The organism is Pseudarthrobacter kochi (genome assembly GCF_055412805.1).
The window spans coordinates 22045-43169 of record NZ_JBVAYV010000034.1; the positions used below are offsets into that span (position 1 = coordinate 22045).

20 protein-coding genes are annotated in these 21125 nt (G+C 66.8%); 11 read left to right on the top strand and 9 right to left on the bottom strand.

The window, feature by feature from the left end:
- Nucleotides 1–47: 47 nt before the first annotated feature.
- Both ACZY0Y_RS15135 and ACZY0Y_RS15140 read left to right on the top strand, forming a co-directional pair.
- On the top strand, nt 48–2381 hold the full coding sequence (locus ACZY0Y_RS15135; protein ID WP_463958882.1) for a hydantoinase B/oxoprolinase family protein: 2334 nt from the start codon (nt 48–50) through the stop codon (nt 2379–2381).
- A 123-nt stretch (nt 2382–2504) separates the two neighbouring features.
- Nucleotides 2505–3326, top strand: coding sequence for a hypothetical protein (locus tag ACZY0Y_RS15140; RefSeq protein ID WP_463958884.1), 822 nt, complete (start codon nt 2505–2507; stop codon nt 3324–3326).
- A gap of 11 nt (nt 3327–3337) precedes the next feature.
- Here ACZY0Y_RS15140 and ACZY0Y_RS15145 read toward each other — a convergent pair whose 3' ends face one another.
- The 4 genes from ACZY0Y_RS15145 to ACZY0Y_RS15160 form a co-directional block, all read right to left on the bottom strand.
- Nucleotides 3338–6148 (bottom strand): winged helix-turn-helix domain-containing protein, encoded by a 2811-nt coding sequence (locus ACZY0Y_RS15145; protein ID WP_463958886.1) that lies wholly within the window; start codon nt 6146–6148, stop codon nt 3338–3340.
- Between the two features lie 211 nt (nt 6149–6359).
- The gene (locus ACZY0Y_RS15150) at nt 6360–7556 is read right to left on the bottom strand and encodes an acetyl-CoA acetyltransferase (RefSeq protein WP_463958887.1); all 1197 of its coding nucleotides are present in this window, start codon (nt 7554–7556) and stop codon (nt 6360–6362) included.
- A complete protein-coding gene (locus tag ACZY0Y_RS15155) occupies nt 7553–8251 on the bottom strand; it encodes a CoA transferase subunit B (RefSeq protein WP_463886092.1) in 699 nt (232 codons plus the stop codon). Before ACZY0Y_RS15155 ends, ACZY0Y_RS15150 begins: the two co-directional genes overlap by 4 nt.
- Nucleotides 8252–8284: 33 nt before the next feature.
- Nucleotides 8285–9028 carry a CoA transferase subunit A gene (locus ACZY0Y_RS15160; RefSeq protein ID WP_463886094.1) on the bottom strand — a complete coding sequence of 248 codons (744 nt, stop codon included), beginning with the start codon at nt 9026–9028 and terminating at the stop codon, nt 8285–8287.
- Between the two features lie 199 nt (nt 9029–9227).
- On the opposite strand from ACZY0Y_RS15160, the gene ACZY0Y_RS15165 reads away from it, so the two are divergent.
- Nucleotides 9228–10004, top strand: a complete 777-nt coding sequence (locus tag ACZY0Y_RS15165) for an IclR family transcriptional regulator (RefSeq protein ID WP_463958889.1) — start codon at nt 9228–9230, stop codon at nt 10002–10004.
- Between the two features lie 15 nt (nt 10005–10019).
- On the opposite strand, the gene nadE is transcribed toward ACZY0Y_RS15165, so the two are convergent.
- Nucleotides 10020–10841: an NAD(+) synthase gene (gene nadE, locus ACZY0Y_RS15170; RefSeq protein ID WP_160668156.1), complete on the bottom strand. Its 822-nt coding sequence runs from the start codon at nt 10839–10841 to the stop codon at nt 10020–10022.
- Nucleotides 10842–11075: 234 nt separating this feature from the next.
- Here nadE and ACZY0Y_RS15175 point away from each other — a divergent pair, with 234 nt between their 5' ends.
- On the top strand, nt 11076–12329 hold the full coding sequence (locus ACZY0Y_RS15175; RefSeq protein WP_463958891.1) for an FAD-dependent oxidoreductase: 1254 nt from the start codon (nt 11076–11078) through the stop codon (nt 12327–12329).
- Nucleotides 12330–12441: 112 nt separating this feature from the next.
- Here the strand turns inward: ACZY0Y_RS15175 and ACZY0Y_RS15180 are convergent, their stop codons facing one another.
- The 3 genes from ACZY0Y_RS15180 to ACZY0Y_RS15190 all read right to left on the bottom strand — a co-directional run bounded on the left by ACZY0Y_RS15180 (nt 12442) and on the right by ACZY0Y_RS15190 (nt 14293).
- Nucleotides 12442–12624: an acyl carrier protein gene (locus tag ACZY0Y_RS15180; protein WP_463886102.1), complete on the bottom strand. Its 183-nt coding sequence runs from the start codon at nt 12622–12624 to the stop codon at nt 12442–12444.
- 168 nt (nt 12625–12792) lie between these two features.
- Complete coding sequence (locus ACZY0Y_RS15185; RefSeq protein WP_463958893.1) at nt 12793–14118, bottom strand: dihydrolipoamide acetyltransferase family protein; 1326 nt, start codon at nt 14116–14118, stop codon at nt 12793–12795.
- Nucleotides 14111–14293 carry a hypothetical protein gene (locus ACZY0Y_RS15190; protein ID WP_463886106.1) on the bottom strand — a complete coding sequence of 61 codons (183 nt, stop codon included), beginning with the start codon at nt 14291–14293 and terminating at the stop codon, nt 14111–14113. The genes ACZY0Y_RS15185 and ACZY0Y_RS15190 overlap by 8 nt, the downstream gene beginning before the upstream one ends.
- A 314-nt stretch (nt 14294–14607) precedes the next feature.
- On the opposite strand from ACZY0Y_RS15190, the gene pyrE reads away from it, so the two are divergent.
- The 4 genes from pyrE (at nt 14608) to ACZY0Y_RS15210 (ending at nt 17857) form a co-directional block, all read left to right on the top strand.
- Nucleotides 14608–15192: an orotate phosphoribosyltransferase gene (gene pyrE, locus ACZY0Y_RS15195; protein ID WP_463886707.1), complete on the top strand. Its 585-nt coding sequence runs from the start codon at nt 14608–14610 to the stop codon at nt 15190–15192.
- 95 nt (nt 15193–15287) lie between these two features.
- Entirely contained in the window at nt 15288–16061 is a 774-nt protein-coding gene (locus tag ACZY0Y_RS15200) for a GAF and ANTAR domain-containing protein (RefSeq protein WP_463958895.1), read from the top strand.
- Between the two features lie 96 nt (nt 16062–16157).
- The gene (locus ACZY0Y_RS15205; protein ID WP_463958897.1) at nt 16158–16742 is read left to right on the top strand and encodes a hypothetical protein; all 585 of its coding nucleotides are present in this window, start codon (nt 16158–16160) and stop codon (nt 16740–16742) included.
- 77 nt (nt 16743–16819) lie between these two features.
- Nucleotides 16820–17857 carry a thioesterase domain-containing protein gene (locus tag ACZY0Y_RS15210; RefSeq protein ID WP_463885782.1) on the top strand — a complete coding sequence of 346 codons (1038 nt, stop codon included), beginning with the start codon at nt 16820–16822 and terminating at the stop codon, nt 17855–17857.
- Nucleotides 17858–17865: 8 nt separating this feature from the next.
- Here the strand turns inward: ACZY0Y_RS15210 and ACZY0Y_RS15215 are convergent, their stop codons facing one another.
- Entirely contained in the window at nt 17866–18720 is an 855-nt protein-coding gene (locus tag ACZY0Y_RS15215; protein WP_024367380.1) for an HAD-IIA family hydrolase, read from the bottom strand.
- Nucleotides 18721–18799: 79 nt separating this feature from the next.
- On the opposite strand from ACZY0Y_RS15215, the gene ACZY0Y_RS15220 reads away from it, so the two are divergent.
- The 3 genes from ACZY0Y_RS15220 to ACZY0Y_RS15230 all read left to right on the top strand — a co-directional run bounded on the left by ACZY0Y_RS15220 (nt 18800) and on the right by ACZY0Y_RS15230 (nt 21048).
- A complete protein-coding gene (locus ACZY0Y_RS15220; protein ID WP_463958902.1) occupies nt 18800–19471 on the top strand; it encodes a TrmH family RNA methyltransferase in 672 nt (223 codons plus the stop codon).
- Nucleotides 19472–19597: 126 nt separating this feature from the next.
- Nucleotides 19598–20617 (top strand): class II fructose-bisphosphate aldolase, encoded by a 1020-nt coding sequence (fbaA, locus tag ACZY0Y_RS15225; protein WP_463885780.1) that lies wholly within the window; start codon nt 19598–19600, stop codon nt 20615–20617.
- Between the two features lie 2 nt (nt 20618–20619).
- The gene (locus tag ACZY0Y_RS15230; RefSeq protein WP_463885778.1) at nt 20620–21048 is read left to right on the top strand and encodes a DUF3151 domain-containing protein; all 429 of its coding nucleotides are present in this window, start codon (nt 20620–20622) and stop codon (nt 21046–21048) included.
- Nucleotides 21049–21125 lie beyond the last annotated feature (77 nt).

Genomic DNA, 21125 nt, shown 5'->3' on the forward strand with positions numbered 1-21125 from the left:
CCACAACCAGACCTTCCAGCTCATCCCATTGAAGGAGCTCGACAGCAATGACGCTTACAGCAAATGAAAACAGCACGGCCGGCGACACCGCCGGAGACGCGTCCCAGCCGCTGACTGCCCAGGAGCAGCAGTGGGTGGACCAGTTCATGGATGAAACAACCCTGTTCCTCGGCCCCGACCCGGCCATCATGCGCAGCCACCAGATCACGTCCCGCTCCGCCTACGAGGACGAGTGCATCTCCAAGGGCGTGGACCCGATCAAGGTGGACCGCATCCGCAAGCGCCTCGCCGGCGCCCTGGATGAGGGCTACGAAATGTGCGAGGCCATGGGTGCCGCTCCCGGTGCCAAATGGGGGGACCTGACGACGGCGATCTACACCGCCGAAGGGGACGTCACTTACCTGTCCTGCCACGGCGTGATCGCGTTCTCGGCGATCCTGCATCACCCGATCCGCTACATCATGAAGTACTGGAAGGACGAACCGACGGTAGGGATCAACCCCGGCGATGGGTTCATCCACAATGATGCCCGGTACGGAAACGTCCACAACACGGACCAGTCCATGATCATGCCGATTTTCCGCGAGGGAAAGATCATCGCCTGGGTCGCCGCGACCATTCACGAAGGCGAAAACGGGGCCTGCGAGCCCGGCGGAATGCCCTCGGGCTCCGAGACACCGTTTGACGACGGACTCCGGATGTCCCCGTTCAAGATCGTTGAGAAGGGCGATCTGCGCCGGGACCTGCTGACGTTCCTGCAGCACTCAGTTCGCGACCCCAAGCTGCAGCTGGCTGACCTCAAGGTCAAGATCGGTGCCGTTCAGCGCATCCAGGAACGCGTCGACAGCATCATCGACGAAGTGGGGGTCGAGACCTTCGTCGCTGCCCTGCGCGTCACCGTTGAAGACGTCGAGCAGGAAGTCAAGCGCCGCATCAGTGAACTGCCGGACGGCACCGTGTCCTTCAACCAGTTCATGGACTCCACGCTCAAGGAGAACATCCTGATCAAGTTCGCCTGCAAGGTGACGGTCAAGGGTGACAAAATGACGGTGGACCTGAGGGGCACGGGTCCCGAAATCCTCAACCGGGCCATCAACTCCCCGCTGTGCTCGGTCAAGTCGATGATGATGCAGGCGATCCTGGCGTTCTGGTGGCCCGACCTGCCCCGCTGTACCTCGGCGATGTCGCCCATCGACATCATCTCCGATGAACACACGTGGGCCGACGCTGGTTACGACGCTCCGATGGGGCAGTCGCTGCAGGCATCGTTCCGGGGATTCTCTGCCCTGCAGACAGCCTTCGCCAAGATGCAGTTCTCCAACCCGGAGAAGTTCTCCAACGTCCTCGCTCCGTGGTTCAACCAGATCAACACGTTCCTGTGGGGAGGCCTGACCCAGCACGGCGACCAGGTAGGAAACCTGTGTGCCGACCTCAACGGCATGGGCGGTGGCGCCAAGGCATTCCGTGACGGTGAAGACGCCGTCTCACCGTTGTTCTGTGCCATGGCTGACACCGCTGAACAGGAAGTCATGGAGGAGGAAGTTCCTTTCATGCAGCTGGTCAGCAAGCGGATCGTCCGCGACAACCAGGGCTTCGGCAAGAACAGCGGCGGCATGGGCTACGAGATGATCGTTGCCGCCGAGGGGACGCCGATGTGGGGCTTCATGACTGTTACCTCGGGATCCAAGTTCTCGTCCGTCACGGGCATGTTCGGCGGCTACGGCTGCAGCACGACGCCGCTGGCCATGGTCAAGGGCATCAACATCTACGACGTGATCCGCAAGGACTCCAGCAAATTCGATCTGTCCATGGAACGGATCATGAACGAGCAGCCCTACGAAGGCGGTAAGTACACCACTTCCCATATGGGCCTGCAGTTCGACGTCGCCAAGGATGGCGAGATGTACATGATCGCCCAGGGCTCCGGCGGGGGGTATGGCGACGTTCTGGAACGTGATCCGGAAGCGGTGGCCAAGGATCTGGAACTCGGCCGCATCTCACCGAAGGTCGCCACCAGCATTTACGGCGTCGTCTGGGATCCTGAAACCTTCGTGGTGAACCAGGAGGCCACCACCCAGTTGCGCCACGACTCACGGCAGGCCCGGATCGCCCGCGGCAAGCCGTACAAGGAATTCCTCGAAGGCTACGTGAAATCCGAGCCCCCGAAGGACCTGCTCTACTACGGGTCCTGGGGCGACGACACGGAGGAGCTCACCGCCACCCACTTCACCAACAACGGACCGGAACGGGTCAAGGCGACCATCGACAAGCTGCCGCTGATCATGCTTCCGGACCGCCGGGAAGTCAAGATCAGCGCACTGGAGGACCGAATCCGCGAGCTCGAACTCAAGCACGGGGAAGTTGTCCACCGCAAGTCCTAGCCCGTAACGGCACGTCCCGACCCGGGACGCAGCAACTCAGGAACCCTTCAGCGCCGCATCCTCCCCAGCCAGGACGGTGCGGCGCTGAAGGCTTTTATCAGCCACAGTATGGAGAAAGACGTCATGACCACTTCCACTGCCACCACCCTCGCCAACGTTGTTGCTTCCCCTCCGTCGGGGCGGCCGAAAGCCGTGGTGTTCGACCACCACGAGTACGCAGCTTCCGTGATTCTTCGTGGCCGGCCCGTTCCCTGGGACAACGCCACCGCCTACGCGGCATTCTTCGCCCAAGCACAGGGGCTCCTCCGGCCGGACGTCGCGCTCCTGGACCTGGGCCGGCTCTACGGTCACTTGACCGCCGGCAACACCAGGCTTGAGACCGGCATGGCGGCCAGATCCCGGACAGGTTTCGCGCTGAGGACGTTGCTGGGCGACGACGACCTCAATCGGGCGGTGCTGGACTTCGTTACCGTGTTCGTCAAGACAGCCCGCCAGCCAGTGGTGCTGCGCATCCCGTCGCCGATGATGTGGCTCACCGGAACGCACCACTTCTCGGGCGCGGATGACACCAGCGGCCTCGACGCCGACAACGCCGAGAATGCCTCCATGTATGTCAGTGACTGGCTCCGGGCGTTCGCGGCGCTGCCCGTCGCGGGACTCCTGCTGGACAACCGAACGCCTGCAGGCGCGTCCCGCGGCGTGCACGTTCCGCTGGAGGCCTACACTCCGATTGCCAATCTGGCCGGCAACTACCGTTGGACGTTGGGGCAGCTCGACGACGATCAGGCGCGTCTGCACGGGGACGCCGCGGTTGGCGCCTATATTCCTGCAGGGTTCTGGCTGGAGTCGGACGTGGAACTCCCGGCCGGGGACTTCTACCTGGCCGACATCCCCAGCGCCGCTTCGCCCGAGGGCGTGCTGGCCAGACTGGAAACCCTGGGGTGACTGAGCTCTGGTTACTTGGGCGGGAGCAGGTGCCGGCGCCGGGCCTCTACGACACAGGCCCTTCGGTCACTGACGCCCAGAGTGTTGAACAGGCTCTTGAGATACCACTTGACGGTGTCGATGCCCAGATGCAGCTCCTGGGCGATTTCGCGGTTGGACCGTTCCTTCTCGACAAGGCGCAGGATCATCTGTTCGCGCTGCGACAAGCCCGGTTCCGGAACGGTGCTGCCCTCGCCCGTCGGGGTGGAAACCGTGTCTGCAGACCACCGGGCATCCCGGTTCGTCCTGGCCTGGGAATCCAGCCGGATGAGGACGCTGAGGAATCGAGGTAACTCGTGGCTCCCCACCTCCGGGGCGGGTTCCCGTCGCAGCCTGGCTGAGATGGCGCGCACCAGATCCAGGCAGCCTGCGCCGCCATCGAGCACGGGTCGGACCAGGCCCAGCCGGGAACACGTGTCCAGAGCCGGCCAGAGCGCCGTTTCGGCTTCCTCGCGGTTGCCTGCCCGTTCAAGCGCGACCGCCAGCAGGATCAGGGCATTCAGCTCTGCCCTCGGCCCCAAATAGGCTGCTGCCCGCGACAGCAAGCGGCGGGCACCTTCCACGGTGGCCAGTTGCCGGGGAGATGCCGGTCCCTCGCGCCCGGCGTCAGCCATGGCGTACCGCAGCTGCATGGTCAGTTGGATCTGGTGCTTGGCTTCGGCCAGCCCTTCCAGCCGCGGTCCGGTTGTGGGCCCCGCTTCCTGGGCCGCTGCCGCGCCCAGGAAGTCACCGCTCGGTTCTTCGTGAGTGGTCCGGGGGCCGATTCCCAACTGCACGCGTTCCAGGTTCATGACCAGTTTGAGCCGGTCCAGGCCGAGGCTGTCGGCCACCAGATCGCCTTCGTCGAGTATTTCCCGGGCCCGTGGCGTGTCCCCCCGGAGTGCCTTTATTCTTGCCAGCGTGGCGTATGTGGACACCATGAAGTCCACCACCCCGCCTTCGGAACCCAGCTCGCGGGTTTCCTCCAGCAACTTCTCGGCCTTATCGAGTTCGCCGCGTTCATAGAGGAGCTGGCCCATCATCGCTCCCGCCAGCCGGGCCGCATGCGAGTATCGTCCGGCCTTACCCCGGCCGAGTTCCACAGCGGCAGTGAAATGCTCGTCCACCCGGTCCAGATCGAGCAGGGCGTAGGCTGCAAGACCGGCAAAACAGTGTCCATACACGCCACTGAAGGGGCCCGAGGTCTGGCCGTGGAACTTTGCGGCCCAGCGCTGTTGTTCCAAGGCGAGGCTGTAGTCGCCGTCGTGGATCTTCTTGAACGTTGACACATTCGCTGCTACCGAGACGATCCAGGGCCGGAGAAGGTCGGCCTGGGCGAAGCACTTCCCGTCCAGTTCATCCACATGATCTACTCTGTCGCCGTACATGTCGATGCAGTTTTGAACCACCAGCCCTTCGACGCCCAACTCAAAACGGTCATGGTCGGTCAGGGTGGCATCGGCGGGCATCACGGCTTCGGCCAGGTCCAGGGCACTCTGCGCCGCGCCGGATTGGTGAAGCAGGGTGTGGGCCCAGGCTATTGCCGTCTGGAGCCGGGCCTGCCCGGCCACATGGTCGGCCGGGATCTTGCCGACGAGTGCCAGCAGGGTCGACATGCTGGAGTGTTCCACCAGCCACATTGCGCGGAGTTCGACGATCTCCACCGCGAGTTCAACGTCCCCTGCGGCGAGGGCATGGTCCACCGCGTCGCTGGGGAATCCGTTTTCCGAATACCAGCGGGCGGCGATCAGGTTCAGTTCCTTGGTCCGGCCGGGGTAGTCGCGCTCCAGGCGGCGGCGCAGGTAGTCCTCAAACAGGTGGTGATAGCGGTACCACGTCCCGTCCTCGTCAAGGGGTTGCAGGAAAAGATCCTGTGCCTGGATCTTCTCCAGCATGGCCTGGCCCAGTTCCGCCCCTGAGAGCGCGGACGCCAGCCCCGCGCAGAGGCGTTCCGGAACCGAGGTCATCAGGAGGAAGTCCAGTGTTTCGGGGTCCAGGGTGTCGAGGACGTTTTCGGCGAGATACTCACCAATGGACGCGTGCCTGCCGGAGAGTCGTTCAATCAGGTCTGAGGCCTCGCGGTGGTCCCTGAGGGACAGGGAGACCAGTTGCAGCGCTGCGATCCAGCCCTCAGTCGTCTTGTGGAGGCTGGCCACGTCTCCCGCATCCAGATCGAGCCGGTTGATGCCGACCAGGAAGTCCTGGGACTCGTTTTCATCAAACCTCAGGGCGACGGCGTCCACTTCGATCAGCTGGTCCCGCACCATCAGCCGGCCCAGTGGCAGGCCAGACCGGTTGCGGCTGGTGATGATGAAGGACAGATGTGAGCCGCCGGCTTCCAGCAGCCGTTCCACGACCGCCCTGGTCCTGGGCTCCGTGACCAGGTGCCAGTCATCCAGGGTTATGACGATGTCCTGGCCGCCCTCATCGATGGCGTTGATGAGCGCGGGAACCACATAGTGCTCAGCGTCGTCGGGCCGCTCCTCCAGCAATTGCTGCAGTTCCTCGTCAAGTCCGGGACGGGCCTTGCGGATTGCCTGAAGCAGATGGGACAGGAACCAGATGGTGTTGTTGTCATCGCGGTCCAGGGACAGCCAGACGGTGACGAGGCCCTGGGCCGCGAGGATTTCCATCCATTGGGCGGCAAGGGTTGACTTGCCAAATCCGGCCGGGGCATGGATCAACGCGAGCCGCCGTTTCCGGTCCGAGTGCAGCATCTCCGTCAGTCTCGTCCGGTGGACCCACTGGCCAACCGGTTCGGGCGCCCGGAACTTGCTTGATGCACTGGGTGGTCCTGTGGGCATCCGCCACCTCCTTGTGGTCCGGCGGTCGCCGGGAATGCATTTGGCCCTCTGAAATCCTATGGGAACGGCGGCGCCAAAGACAGGTGTGACCCTTGGCAGCTCCTGAGTGCAGGTTCCAGGCTCCCGAGGGCAGGCAGCTCTGCCACCGCGGGGTCAGATACGGCCGATTCCGACGCCCGGCATCGGGCTGTATCTGACCCCGCGTTGGTTTTTAGACCGCTTCGAGGACGCTGACGTAGTTGGCGATGCCGACGCCGCCCATGTTCTGCACCGCGGCCCGGCGCGGATTGGCCAGCTGCATGCCGCCGGCGGTGCCGGTGAGCTGCATGGCGGCAATGACGTGCTGGGAGACGCCGGTGGCACCGACCGGGTGGCCCTTGGCCTTGAGCCCGCCGGAGACGTTGACGGGCAGCTTGCCGTCCTTGAAGACCCAGCCTTCCTCGATGGCGCGGGCGCCCTCGCCCGGTTCGGTCAGGCCCATGGCCTCGTACATCAGCAGCTCGGCGATGGTGAAGCAGTCGTGCACCTCGGCGAAGTCCAGGTCCTCCAGCCCGACGCCGGCCATGCCCAGGGCGCGCTGCCAGGACACCCGAGTGGCGGCGAAGGCGGTGGGGTCGCGGCGGTCGGCCGGGAAGAAGTCGTTCGCGTGGCCGAACCCGGAGAGCCGGACCGGGGCGGTGGCCCCGCCGGTGGGGGCGACACTGATCACGACGGCGGCGGCGCCGTCGGACACGGGTGAGCAGTCGGTGCGGCGCAGCGGGTCGGCGACCATCGGGTTCTTGTCCGAAACGGTCCGGCAGAACTCCTCGCCGAGGTCCTTGCGGAGCTGGGCGTAGGGGTTGTCCACGCCGTTGCGGTGGTTCTTCGCGGCGATGGTGCCCAGCACATCCGAGAGATTCCCTGCACCAGCGCCATAGCGCTTTTCGTAGTGTTTTGCGACCTCGGCGAAGAGCCCGGTGAAGCCGGTGCTGGAGGCCTTGCCGGCCATGTCGTAGTCGGCTCCGAGCAGGGCGGCCCCGACGACGTCGGCCCCGGCCTGGGTCATCTTTTCGGCGCCGACCACCAGGACGGTTTTCGCGGTGCCGGCCAGCAGCGATTTGGTGCCCTGCTGGAATGCGGCCGACCCGGAGGCGCAGGCGTTCTCGACCCGGGTGGACGGGACGTTGGCCAGCTGCTCCGAGACCTGCAGTGCGAGCGAGGACGGGAAGGCCAGCGGCATCATGCCGGAGTTGAACTGGCCCAGGTAGATCTCGTCGATCTGGCCCGGTTCGATCCCGGCGTTGGCGATCGCCTCCGTGGCGACCTGGACGATCAGGGACTCGAGGGTCTCGTCCGTGAGCTTGCCGAACCGGCTGTGGCCCCAGCCGGTGAGCAGGACATCTTTGCCGAACTGTTCGCGCAGGCTCATGCTGTGGCTCCTTCAAGGGTGGGGGTTGTGTCGAGGGAGGGCGCGATATCGAATTCGGCTTCCGTCTTTTGGCGGATGTCCTCGACAGTGACGCCCGGGGCGAGGCGGGTCAGCGTAAGCCGCCGGACGCCGCCTGTTTCTTGTTCATCCTTCACGAGGTCGAACACCGCGAGGTCGCTGATGATGCGGTCAACGCAGCTCAGGCCGGTGAGGGGCAGCGTGCACTCTTTGACGATCTTGGCGGTGCCGTCCTTGGCGTTGTGTTCGGTGAGCACCACGACGCGGGGCGTGCCGGCGACGAGGTCCATGGCGCCGCCCATTCCCTTGACCATCTTGCCGGGGATGGTCCAGTTGGCGAGGTCGCCGTCACCGGACACCTGCATGGCGCCGAGGATGGCGACCTTGACGTGCCCGCCGCGGATCATGCCGAAGGAGGCGGCGGAGTCGAAGATGCTGCCGCCGGGCAGGACCGTGACGGTCTGCTTGCCGGCGTTGATGAGGTCGGCGTCCTCCTCGCCCTCATAAGGGAACGGGCCCATGCCGAGCAGGCCGTTCTCGCTCTGGAGGACGACGCGGACGCCGTCGCGCAGGTTGTTGGCGACCAGCGTGGGGATGCCGATGCCAAGGTTGACGTAATCGCCGTCGTTGAGTTCTTCGGCCGCGATGGCAGCCATTTCATTCCGGGTCCAAGCCATGGTGGTTCTCCTGAAGAAAGTAGGGGGCGGCGCTTAGGCCGGAATGGATGCGGCGGCGGCGGCCGCTTCGGCTGCTTCGGCGCGGGGGCGGACCGTGCGCTGTTCGATGTCCTTGACCCGGCCGCTTGCCTGGACGAGGCGCTGGACGAAAACGCCGGGGGTGATGATGCGGTGGGGGTCCAGTTTGCCCGGCTCGACGATGACCTCGGCCTCCGCCACGGTCACGATGCCGGCGGTGGCGACCACCGGGTTGAAGTTCTGGGCAGTGTAGCGGTAGATCAGGTTGCCGTCGGTGTCGGCGGTGTGCGCGTGGACCAGGGCGACGTCGGCCTTGATGGCGCGCTCCTGGACATACGTTTCGCCGTCGAACTCCGCGAGCGGCTTGCCTTCGGCGACGAGGGTGCCGACGCCGGTCTTCGTGTAGAACGCCGGGATGCCGGCGCCGCCGGCGCGGAGGCGCTCGGCCAGGGTGCCCTGCGGGGTGAACTCCACCTCGAGCTTGCCGGCGAGGTACTGCTCGGCGAAGAGCTTGTTCTCTCCCACGTAGGAGGCAATGACCTTGCGGACCTGGCCGGCTTCAATCAGTACGCCGAGACCTTTGCCGTCCACCCCCATGTTGTTGGACACCACGGTGAGGTCCTTGACGCCGGAATCGCGCACCGCCTCGATTAGGTCGGCCGGGATGCCGCTGAGGCCAAAGCCTCCGACGGCGAGCGTCATGCCGTCCCGCAGCACGTCCTGCAGCGCGGCGGCCGCTCCGGATTTCAGCTTTGACATTGCATCTCCTCATTGAGCTCTTGACGCAATCCACTTTGTGGACTGTTCCTCTGCTGTTGGAGCCTACGGTGCCGAAAAGGGGGCTGTCAATGGACGATTTTGCCCTCAATAGTGCCATTTTTACAGTGTGGACGGTACGCTGGGGAGTGTCCACAATATGGATAGTTTGGGCAGTTCCTACGTATTTGCGAGGCAAGAAATGACTTCATTACCGGTCCAGGGCGCACAAGTCGTCAGCCGCGTCGCCTCCCTGCTGCGTATTGTCGGGCGGAAACCGGAAGGCTCCCCGCTCGTTGAACTCATCAGGGAATCCGGGCTCACCCGCCCCACCGTGCACCGGCTGCTCTCCTCGCTGGCCTCCGAGGGCCTGCTGGACCAGGACCCGGTCAGCGGCAACTGGGTGCTGGGTCCGGAGATCCTGCTGATGGGCTCTGTGGCCTCGGCGCGCTTCCCGCTCGAGGACATCGCCCGGCCCAGCCTCCGCCGGCTCGCCGAGGAGACCGGCGAAAGCGCGTTCTTCTCCATCCGGCGCGGCGCCGAGACGGTCTGCCTGCTCCGGGAGGAGGGGAGTTTCCCGGTGCGGTCCTTTGTGCTGCACGAGGGCGTCCGCTTCCCGATCGGGGTCGCCTCCGCCGGGACCGCCATCTTGGCATTCCTGCCGGAGGCGGAGCAGGAGGAGCTGCTGGCCGGCTGGACAGCGCACGCCGGCAATTTTGCGGCCGCACATACCGAGGCGCTGGTCCGGGAGAACCTGGCGAAGACGCGTCAGGCCGGCTACTCGGTCAATCCCGGGCTCGTGCTGGAGGGCAGCTGGGGGATGGGGGCCGCAGTCTTCGACCAGCGGGGGCGTCCCGCCTGGGCCCTGTCGCTGACCGGAATCGAGCCGCGCTTCCGCTCCGAGCGGCAGGAGATGCTGGGCCGCCTCCTCATGGACGAGGCACACCGGATCTCCACCCTGCTGCAGGGCGCTAAATAGGTCAGCGCCCGCCGGCTACTTCCACCAGGTGTCGAAGATGGTGACCGGGACCGTGCGCTTGTGCCGGGTCCGGAGGTATTTCTGTTCGATCAGCTCGGCGGCGGCCACGGGGATGTCGCGGCCCTCAAGGTAGTCATCGATCGTGTCGTAGCTGAGGCCCAGTTCGTCCTCGTCGGTGCGGCCGGGCTGGCCGTCGAGGAGATCGGCGGTGGGGACCTTCTCCCAGATCCGGGCAGGGGCGCCGAGTTCGGCGAGGAGCGCCCTGTTCTGGCGCTTGTTGAGCCCGAACAGCGGCAGGATGTCCGCGCCGCCGTCGCCGTACTTCGTGAAGAAGCCGGTGACTGATTCCGCACCGTGGTCGGTTCCTATCACCAGGTAGTTGTGCTCGCCGGCGAGGGCGTACTGCGCGATCATGCGCGTGCGGGCTTTGGTGTTGCCCTTGTGGAAGTCGGAGATCCCGTTGCCCACGGTCTTCTCGAATTCGTCCTCGAAGCCGTCGACCGCCGCGGAGATGTTGAACGTCCACTCGGTCTTGGCCTGGATGAAGTCCAGGGCGGCCTGGGCGTCTGCCTCGTCGTGCTGCACGCCGTACGGCAGGCGGACGGCGACGAAGTTTGCGTCCACCCCTTCGGCTGCCAGTTCTTCGACGGCCAACTGCGCCAGCCGCCCCGCGAGCGAGGAATCCAGCCCGCCGGAGATGCCCAGGACGAACCCCTTGGTGTGGGTCGCTGTCAGGTATTCCTTGAGGAATGTGACGCGTTTGCGCACCTCCCCGGCGGGGTCGATCCGGGGCTGCACGCCCATTTCTTCGATGATTTTCGCCTGGAGTTCACGCATGACTCAAAGCCTAGCCAGCAGTGTCAACCGGGCTCAACTGTGTCCGCCGGACTGTCGCTGCGGAAACCGGCCCCCGCGGCGCATAGTGCCAGGCGCTACCCGGATCCCCGCCGCGCCGGGCCGAAAGCGCCGCGCCGGGCCGAAAGCGCCGCGCCGGGCGGAAAGCGCCGCGCCGGACCTAAGCCGCCGCGAAGGCCCCTCCCGCGGCACCGTGCGCAGGCGTAGCGTATGGCCATGGAGACGACGGGATGCGTGGTGGTCGGCGGCGGGCCGGCGGGCATGATGCTGGGACTGCTGCTGGCGCGGGCCGGCGTGCAGGTCACGGTTCTGGAGAAGCACGCCGATTTCTTCCGGGACTTCCGCGGTGACACCGTCCACGCCTCCACCATCCGGCTGATCGACGAACTGGGCCTGGGCGAGGAGTTCCGCCGGCTGCCGCAAAGCCGGCTGAGCAGCGTCGTTTTCCCGGTGCCGGACGGCCCTCCCGTGACGATCGGCAACTTCGATTCGCTGCCCCCGCCCTACAACTACATCGCCATGATGCCGCAATGGAACTTCCTCAACTTCCTGGCCGGCGCCGCAGCCCAGGAACCGTCCTTCAGCCTGCGCATGGGCCACGCAGCCACCGCCCTGGTCCGCAACGGGGGCCGGGTCACGGGGATCCGCTACCGGACCGCCGACGGGGCCGGCGGCGAACTCCTGGCGGACCTGGTGGTTGCCACGGACGGGCGCCATTCGACCCTGCGGCGTGCGGCCGGGCTGCCTCCGAAGGAGTATCCCGTGCCGTTTGACGCCTGGTGGTTCCGCCTGCCGCGCCATGCCTCCGAGCAGGGCGCCGTGGCGGGCATCGTCCCCGCGTTCGGGCGGGGTCAGGCCCTGGTGGCGCTCAACCGCACCGACTATTACCAGATGGGGTACCTCGCGCCGAAAGGCACGGACACCCGGATCCGGGCCGAGGGCGTTGAGGGCTTCCGACGCCGGATCGCGGCGCTCCGGCCCGACCTCGCCGACCGGGTGGACGCCATCGCGTCGCTGGAGGACCTGCACTGGCTGGACGTGCGACTGGACCGGCTCCGCCAATGGCACATCAACGGACTGCTCTGCATCGGCGACGCCGCGCACGCGATGTCCCCGGCCGGCGGGGTCGGGATCAACCTTGCCATCCAGGACGCCGTGGCCGCCGCGGACTGCCTTGCTCCCGCGCTGCTCCGCGGACGGGTGCCACGCGCCGAGCTGGCCCGGGTCCAACGACGGCGGCAGTTGCCCACGGTCGTGGTCCAGGCCGTGCAGCGGGTGATGCACCGCGTGATCTTCGGGCCGATCATGACCGGAACGCGGGCCGGGGCGCCTGCCGTGCTGCTGTTCCTGGCCCGGCACATCCCGGCCGCCGGCAGGGTACTCCCGCACTTCGTCGCCTTCGGGCCGCGGCCGGAGCACGCGCCGGCGTTCGCCCGGCGCGCCGAAGCCCGGCCCCGGCCGCACCCCTAGCCGGGGCCGGGCGGCCGGACCGGACCATTCCGCCGCGTTTCTTCCCATCGACTGCTCCGTAGCCGCCCTTTAGCGCCTCCAAAAGGGCGGCTACGGAGCAGTCGATGCAGGATCAGCCGTGGGCCGCGAGGTAGCCGATCAGCCCCTTGACCGTGGCCACCTCCGGGTAGTCCCGCTCCGGGATGTCGACGCCGGTGGCCGTGTCGATCGTTTCGACCAGCCGGAGGAAGTCCAGCGAATCGAGTTCGAGGTCCTGCCGCAGCCGGGCGTCCTCGTCCACCTCGGCGAGGTCCACATCCGGTGCCACCTTGCCGATCGCCGACTGCGACGCCGACGGGTACTACTGGTTCGTCGGACGCGGCGACGACGTCATCAAGTCCTCGGGGCACCTGATCGGCCCGTTACCGCCGCCCTGGCGTCCTGTTCGTTCATGGTTCCTCCCGTTTCACATTAATGACCCGGTTCACAGGTCTTCCGGCTTCTGCAGCAGCTCGTCGATCCGCGCCAGGTAGCGGCCGCCGCGCAGCCAGTCGCTGACCCGGTGGTCAGCGGAGAGAGTGGCGACGACGGCGGGCCGGACACCGAGCAGCCCGTTCTGCGCCCACGGCTGCTCCAGCACCCGGCCGAAGCCGACCATCGCAACCTGCGGGGGATAGATGACGCCGAAGACGCTCTCCACCCCGAGGTCCCGGAGCTGCTCCATCAGCACGTCAACCGGCAGGGTGTCCGCGTCGTGGATCGCCGGGGCCACGAGACCGCCCTGGCGCAGGGCCACGGCGACACCCAGGTGCACGGACGCGCTGGGCCGGTACCCGCCGTCGTCGTAGAACCCGTTCACCTCCGGGACCTCCTTGGCCGCGAGCGCCGCTGCCTTGAGCAGCAGCGCGGAGGGGACCAGCCGTGACGCGACGGGCCGCTGTGCGTTGACGGACTGCATCCAGCCGGCGGCGGCACGCAGGTCCAGGGTGGTGCTGAGGTAGTAGTGCGGGATGGTCCTCTTTGAGCGCGACATCAGCGCCCCGATGGCGCGGCGCAGGCTGGCCACGCGCTCGCGGGCTTCCGCGGGTTTCTCAGGGGAAACGGCTGGCCCGGCGGGTGGCCCCGTGGCCGGCACTCCGGCCGGAGCTTCCGGCACTGCCCCCGGGAGACCTGCCTCCGGGGCCGGCTCCGGGGTGCCCGCCGCCGGGTGGAGGGCCGCGGCGCGCTGCACGTCCGCCACGCTCACGGTACCCTCCGGTCCGGTGCCGCTCACGGCGGAAAGCTCGACGCCGAGTTCGGCGGCCAGCCTCCGGGCCGGGGGCGAGGAGCGCACGCGTCCGGCGGCGGACGGCCTTGCCGCCACGGCGTGCTCCACATCCGCCCTCGTGATGGCGCCGCCCTTGCCGGTGCCGTGGATCCTGGCCGTGTCGACCCCCAGCCGGTGTGCCAGGTGCCGCACGGGAGGGGCGACCGGGGGACCTTCCTTGGCAGTGACAGCAACGGCGGCGACAGCAACGGCGGCGGCCCCGGCCCGGGGCGGCGGTGCCTCATGGCGGGGGGCCCCGACCTCGGCCGGGGTCTGCGTGATCCTGGCCAGCGGGGTGCCCACCGGCACGGTTTCGCCGAGGTCCACGAGAAGCTCGGCGACCACCCCCTCCTGGAAGGACTCCACATCCATGACGGTCTTGTCGGTATCCACCACCGCCACGAGGTCCCCGCGGCGCACGTAGTCGCCGGGTTTGACCAGCCATTCGACGATCTTGCCGTGCTCCATGTCAGCACCGAGGGAGGGCATCAGGAAGTCAGCCACGCGCGCCGACCGCCTCCCGGGCTGCGGCGACAATCCGCCCGACGGACGGCAGGGCCGCCAGTTCCAGCTGCTTGGAATAGGGAATCGGCACTTCGGCGCTGCAGACCCGGCCCACCGAACCGCAGCGCCTCGTGCCCGGCGAGCCCCCCGGCGGCGTGCCGGTCCACTGCTTCATAGGCGATGTTGACGCCGCGGCCCCCGGGCAGTCCGGACAGTTGATGGCGGGCTTCGTCCCAGGAGAACGCGGCACACGCCGCGTCATAGTCCACCAGGTTCGGCCGGACCCGGAGGCCGCCGACATCTTTGGCAATGGTGGGCCAGCGGGTCGAGGGTTCCGTGCCTGCCGTCATGGTTCCATCGCACTCCTGCCCGGCAAGGGTTCCTAGAGGATAGAGACCCGGCGTGCGTGCCGGGAGCAGCCGGGAGGCGGCCCGACATCAAACGGGACGGCTGGGAAACCGGCGCTGGCCAGCCACTAAACTGGGTCCCATGACTGCCAACAGTGCCCCCGCAGCTGACACCGCTGCCGCCCGTGCCCGCCTTCTTGAACTGATCAAGGAGCTGGCCGTCGTCCGCGGCAAAGTCATCCTCTCGAGCGGCGCCGAGGCCGACTACTACATCGACCTGCGCCGGATCACGCTGCACCATGAGGCGTCCAAGCTGGTGGGACAGGTCATGCTCTCGCTGCTGGACGACGCCGGCATCGACTTTGAGTGCGCGGGCGGGCTCACCATGGGAGCCGACCCGGTGGGCACCGCCGTGATGCATTCCGCCGTCGACGCCGGCCGACCCGTGGACGCCTTCGTGGTCCGCAAGGCGCAGAAATCCTACGGCATGGGCCGGCAGGTTGAGGGCCCCTCCGTCGAGGGCCGCAAGGTGCTGGTGCTGGAGGACACCTCCACGACCGGAGGCTCCGCGCTGACCGCCGTCGAGGGCGTCCGCAGGGCCGGCGGCAACGTCGTCGCCGTCGCCGTGATCGTGGACCGCGACACCGGCGCCAAGGAAAAGATCGAGGCTGAGGCCGGTGTTCCCTACCTCTTCGCGTTCGGCAAGGACGAGCTCGGCCTCAGCTAGGACGTTCCTCCTTCAGCGGACGCGTGTGGACGGTGGATTGGGCGGTGAATTATCATCTTCAGATATCCACCACACCCCTCCGGAGACCACGCGCCATGCTCCTTCCCAAAGAAATCCTCGGATCTGTTCCCCTCAGCACCGTCGACCAGATCCAGAACCTCATCCTGGACAGCGCCGATTTTGAGGAATTCCTCAACGAGCTCGCGCGTTTCTCCGCGCACCAGGTGGCCGGTGCGGGCGACGACGCCCTGTGCGGCATCACGCTGCTGCGCGACCGGAAGGCGGCGACCATCGGCTGGAGCAGCGACTCCGCCCGCGAAGTCGACGAAATCCAGTACCGGCTCTCGCAGGGCCCGTGCCTGACGGCGGCACAGGAGGAACGCGAGGTCTACGTTCCGGACTTGTTCGATGAGGACCGCTGGGGCCCGGACTATGCCAGTGCGGTCGCTTCCCACGGGCTGCGCTCCGTGCTCTCTGTGCCCTTCCATCTTCAGGGTGATGCCCAGGCGGCGCTGAACCTCTACTCGGATGTGCCGCGCAAGTTCGACGGCGACGTTGCCGCCCGGGCGCGCGGCTACACCCGTGAAATCTCCCAGGCGCTGCGGCTGGCCGTCCGTTTCTCCCTGCATACGGACAGTGCCAGCAATCTGCGGGCCACGCTGGAATCCCGCACCGTGATCGACATGGCCATCGGGATTGTCATGGCACAGAACCGCTGCAACCAGGAGGCGGCCGTCAAGATCCTCACCGACGCCTCCAGCAACGGCAACGTCAAGCTCCGGGACATCGCCACCTCGCTGGTCCAGTCCGTGGGCGGCACCGCATCCCGTACCCACTTTGAGGAACCGGGCCGGCGGGCGGTCGGCTGAACCGGTAGCGCCATATGACTTGTGCGCACCTCCGGGGGGCCTATACGCTGAATGCGGTTGAGCCGTCGGCCATAGACACCCTTTTTTGGAGCACCTATGGACACCTCGTTGAACGCCCACGCCAAACTGGACCTCGCTTCAGATGTCCTCCGGATCGATGTCCGGGGGAGCCTGACGCAGGACTCCCGACCCGCCCTGATGCAGTTGATCCAGCGCGTCCGCCGCAGGGGCATCACCTCACACATCCGGGTCAACCTCGGCCGCGCCGCCTTCGTGGAATCCGCGGCACTTGCGGGCCTCCGCCACGACCTCAATGCGATCGACGGCGCCGCGGGGCTGGTCGACACCGTCGGCGCCCTGCCCAGCTCGGCCGGGGTTTCCCTCGAGCTGAACCCGTTTCTGGAAAGTGCCGTCACCGCGCTGCCGTCCCTGGATCTCTCGGCTGACTTCACCGCGTCCCTTGACTCCTCAGGGACCCGGCCGTTGAACGTCTTCTCCGATGACGAATTGCTGGCCGCGAGCGACTCCGTGTTCGGGCTGCTGGATAATCCGGCGGACATGGCCCGCTCGCAGCTCCTGGCGACCTATGACGAAATCGGTCTCGAAATCAGCCGCCGCAAAGTCGGCCTCGACGCCGCCCGCCCCGGCCCCGGCTCCGACCGCGAACCCGAACCGGCCTAGGCAGGGCCATCGACTGTGGCTGAGCTGTTATCCGGCGCCGTTTCTGATCCGCGTTCGCCGGTGACTACGGTAGAGATGTGCCGCGTGAGCCGGAAGTTCAGGATGTAGGCGGGGACGGCGACGCCGCCCGTGTGCTTCGGCACGCCGCCGAACTGAAACGGTTCTCCCGGCGTGGTTTCCTGGCCGGCGCGGGCTCCGCCTCGGTGCTGGCCGCCGACATGATCTTCACCCGGCGCGTGCAGGCCGAGCGCCGCGTCCACAAGATCCTCACGGTGCCGGATGAGACTGCCGAGAAGTACTTCCCCCACGCCAGCTGGTTCCTCTTTCCCGGCTACAAAACGAGCTGGGAGGAGGCCCTGTGGATCCTGAACGCGCTGCGCGGGGCGCTGAACAAGCGCGGCCAGCTCGCCGCCGTCGGTTATTCCAATGTGGGCCTCGACATCGACGAGATCGTGATCGCCGTGGTCGAGCACGCGCGGGCCCATCAGCTGACCACGTTGTACTTCTACGGCCACAGCTTCGGCGGCATGGTGGCAACCCAGGTCGCCGCCCGGCTTCGGGAGCTTCACGGCCTTGAGGTGGCGCTCATCCTGCTCGATTCCAGTCCGTGCACCAAGTACGACGTGCTGGACCAGAGCTGGTTTGAGGGTGTGGTGCTGCTCTACGAGAGCGGATTCCGCTTCCCCACGGTGCTGCGCGGCGGCTACGAACTCGGCGAGCGGGTGCTGCACAAGGACGAGCGCAGCTGGGGACAGGTCCTGGACCAGACCCTGGAACAGCTCTCGCCGATTGCGCCGTCCACCGTACTGATCCAGTCCGAATCCGCTTACATCTACCACTTCGACGCAACCCGCTTCGCGGGAAAGCTTGGAGGGACGCGGATGGCCTTCATCGGCAACCCCCGCGACCGGACCGTGGACTACGCGGCAGCCAGGGACTCCTGGTCCCTGATCTTCAAGGACAACATGGCCTCTGATTCCTTGCGGACCGACGGCGCCCGGCCGGCGCACGCCAGCCCGGGCTGGAACCCGTTCGTCTACCGACCGATCATCGAGGAGCTGGAGGACGAGCTCTTCCCGTTGCCGTCCGGCGGCGGCAGGAAGACCGCCTTCTAACGCAGGTCCTAGATCTGGTTCTTCAGGTCTGCCACGGAGTTCAGGATCTGGTTGGGCCGGAACGGGTACGCGGCGATGTCGTCCTTATGGGTGATGCCGCTGAGCACCAGCACGGTGTGCAGCCCCGCTTCCATGCCCGCGATGATGTCAGTGTCCATCCGGTCACCGATCATGGCGGTGGTTTCCGAATGCGCGTCGATCTGGTTCATCGCCGAACGGAACATCATCGGGTTCGGCTTGCCTACAATGTACGGTTCCCGGCCGGTCGCCTTGGTGATGAGCGCCGCGATGGCGCCGGTGGCAGGCATCGGGCCGTCCTTCGAAGGCCCGGTGGCGTCCGGGTTGGTGGCGATGAACCGCGCCCCGCCCAGGATCAGCCGGATGGCCATGGTGATGGCTTCAAAGGAGTAGGTCCGGGTTTCGCCGAGCACCACAAAGTCCGGGTCCTGGTCGGTGAGGATAAAGCCGGCCTCGTGCAGCGCCGTCGTGAGGCCCGCCTCCCCGATCGTGTAGGCGCGGTTGCCGGAGTCCGAGCCCCGCACCTGGTCCTTTAGGAACTGGGCCGTCGCCAGGGCGGAGGTCCAGATGTTCTCCTCGGGGATCTCCAGACCGGAGCTCTTCAGCCGGGCGGCGAGGTCACGGGGCGTGAAGATGGAGTTGTTGGTCAGGACGAGGAAGCGCTTGGACGTGTCCACCCAGCGCTGGATGAGTTCAGCGGCACCCGGGATGGGCTGGTTTTCGTGGACCAGGACGCCGTCCATGTCGGTCAGCCAGCACTCGATCTCCTGGCCGCTGCGGTACACGGATTTTGATGAAAGCACGTGGTCCGAGTCTTCCCTGTGGTCTGCCTGCTGCTCCGCCATGCTGTCCTCCGCCGATAATGTGCCGATGCAAGTCCCAGTCTAATGTTGAGTCGTGACTGAACCCGAGATACCCAGCGAAATCCCTCCCGTGACCGCGCAGGAGGGGGAGGCGGCAGCCGAGGCGGAGCCCAAGGCGGAGGTCGGCGTCGGCCCCTGGGAAGGCGAACTGCCGGCGGGCGACCACTGGGACCCGGACCTCCTCGCGGACGGGGACCGGCGCAATGTGGTGGACACATACCGCTACTGGAAGCACGAGTCGATCGTGGCGGACCTGGACTCCAAGCGGCATAACTTCCACATCGCGATCGAAAACTGGCAACACGACATGAACATCGGCACCGTCGTGCGCAGCGCCAACGCCTTCCTGGCCAAGGAAGTGCACATCATCGGACGACGCCGGTGGAACCGCCGCGGGGCCATGGTCACCGACCGCTACCAGCACATCCGCCACCACCCGACCGTGGACGACTTCGTGGCGTGGGCGCAGGGGGAGGGGCTGGCCATCATCGGCATCGACATCTTCCCGGACTCCGTCCCGCTGGAAACCTACGAACTGCCCAAAGACTGCGTGCTGGTGTTTGGGCAGGAGGGTCCGGGGCTGTCCCCCGAGGTCCACCAGGCGGCGGTGGACACCTTGTCGATCGAGCAGTTCGGCTCCACCCGCTCCATTAACGCCGCCTCGGCCGCGGCCATCGCGATGCACGCCTGGATCCGACGGCACGTGTTCAACCAGCTCCCGGGGGTCCAGTGAGTTATTACAGGCCCGAGTGACCGGAACCACTGCCCCCAGCGAAGGAATGGCTAGGATGGTTCCTAGCCGACGAGGTTCACTCCAGGGTCAACCAGCCCGCAGACGAAATTCACTTTAGGAGTCAGCATGCCCATTGCAACCCCAGAGATCTACTCCGAGATGATCGACCGCGCTAAGACGGGCGGCTTCGCGTTCCCGGCCGTCAACGTCACGTCCTCCCAGACCCTGAACGCCGCCCTCCGCGGCTTCGCCGAGGCCGAGTCCGACGGCATCGTCCAGGTCTCCACCGGCGGTGCCGCCTACTGGTCGGGCGCCTCCACCAAGGACATGGTGGCCGGTTCCCTGGGCTTCGCCGCGTTTGCCCGCGAGGTGGCCAAGAACTACGGCGTCAACATCGCCCTGCACACGGACCACTGCCCGAAGGACAAACTGGACGGCTTCGTCCTGCCGCTGCTGGCAGCCTCCGAGGCCGAGGTCAAGGCCGGCCGCAACCCGCTCTTCAACTCGCACATGTGGGACGGCTCCGCCGAAACCCTGCAGGAGAACCTGCGGATCGCCCGCGAACTGCTCGAGCGCACCGCCGCCGCCAAGATGATCCTCGAGGTCGAAATCGGCACGGTCGGCGGCGAGGAAGACGGCGTCGAGAACGCCATCAACGACAAGCTGTACACCACGGTCGAGGACGCCCTGGCCACGATCGACGCCCTCGGCTCCGGCGAGAACGGCCGCTACATCACGGCGCTGACCTTCGGCAACGTGCACGGCGTCTACAAGCCCGGTGGCGTCAAGCTCCGCCCCGAAATCCTCAAGGACATCCAGCAGCAGGTCGGCGCCAAGATCGGCAAGGCCAACCCGTTCGACCTCGTCTTCCACGGCGGCTCCGGCTCCTCCGAGAAGGAAATCGCCGACGCGGTCTCCTACGGTGTGATCAAGATGAACATCGACACCGACACCCAGTACGCCTACACCCGGCCCGTGGCGGACCACATGTTCCGCAACTACGACGGCGTGCTGAAGGTCGACGGCGAGGTCGGCAACAAGAAGCTGTACGATCCCCGCGTCTGGGGCGCCTCCGCCGAGGCCGGCCTTGCGGCCCGGGTCGTCGAGGCTGCCCAGCAGCTCGGCTCCACCGGCAAGACATTCTAGGCATGTCGGACGATTTCCGCAAGAACCTGATGGGTCCTGAGCCGACGCTCCTGCCCGCCGAGACCGAGGTCTACGCGGCGCTGGATGCCGGCCAGGAAGCCCTGGACCTGGTGGAAAAGCACCCGACGTCCTCGCTGCTCTGGGCCGTGCTGGCCGAGGAAGCCTGGACCGAGGGCCGGACCATCGACTCGTATGCCTACTCCCGGGTCGGCTACCACCGCGGCCTGGATTCGCTGCGCCGCAACGGCTGGCGCGGCGTCGGGCCCATCCCGTGGGAACACGAACCGAACCGTGGCTTCCTGCGCGCCCTGTATTCGCTGGGCCGCGCCTCCGCGGCCATCGGCGAAGCCGAGGAGCCGGAGCGGATCGAGAAGTTCCTCAAGGACTCCGACCCCACTGCCAAGGCAGCCATCGAAGCCGAAAAGCGCTAACCACAACGCGGGGGGGGGGTCTGGACAAGCCACGCGGGAGAGGGGGGGGGGAGGGGGAGAAGACAAGGGTGGGGGGA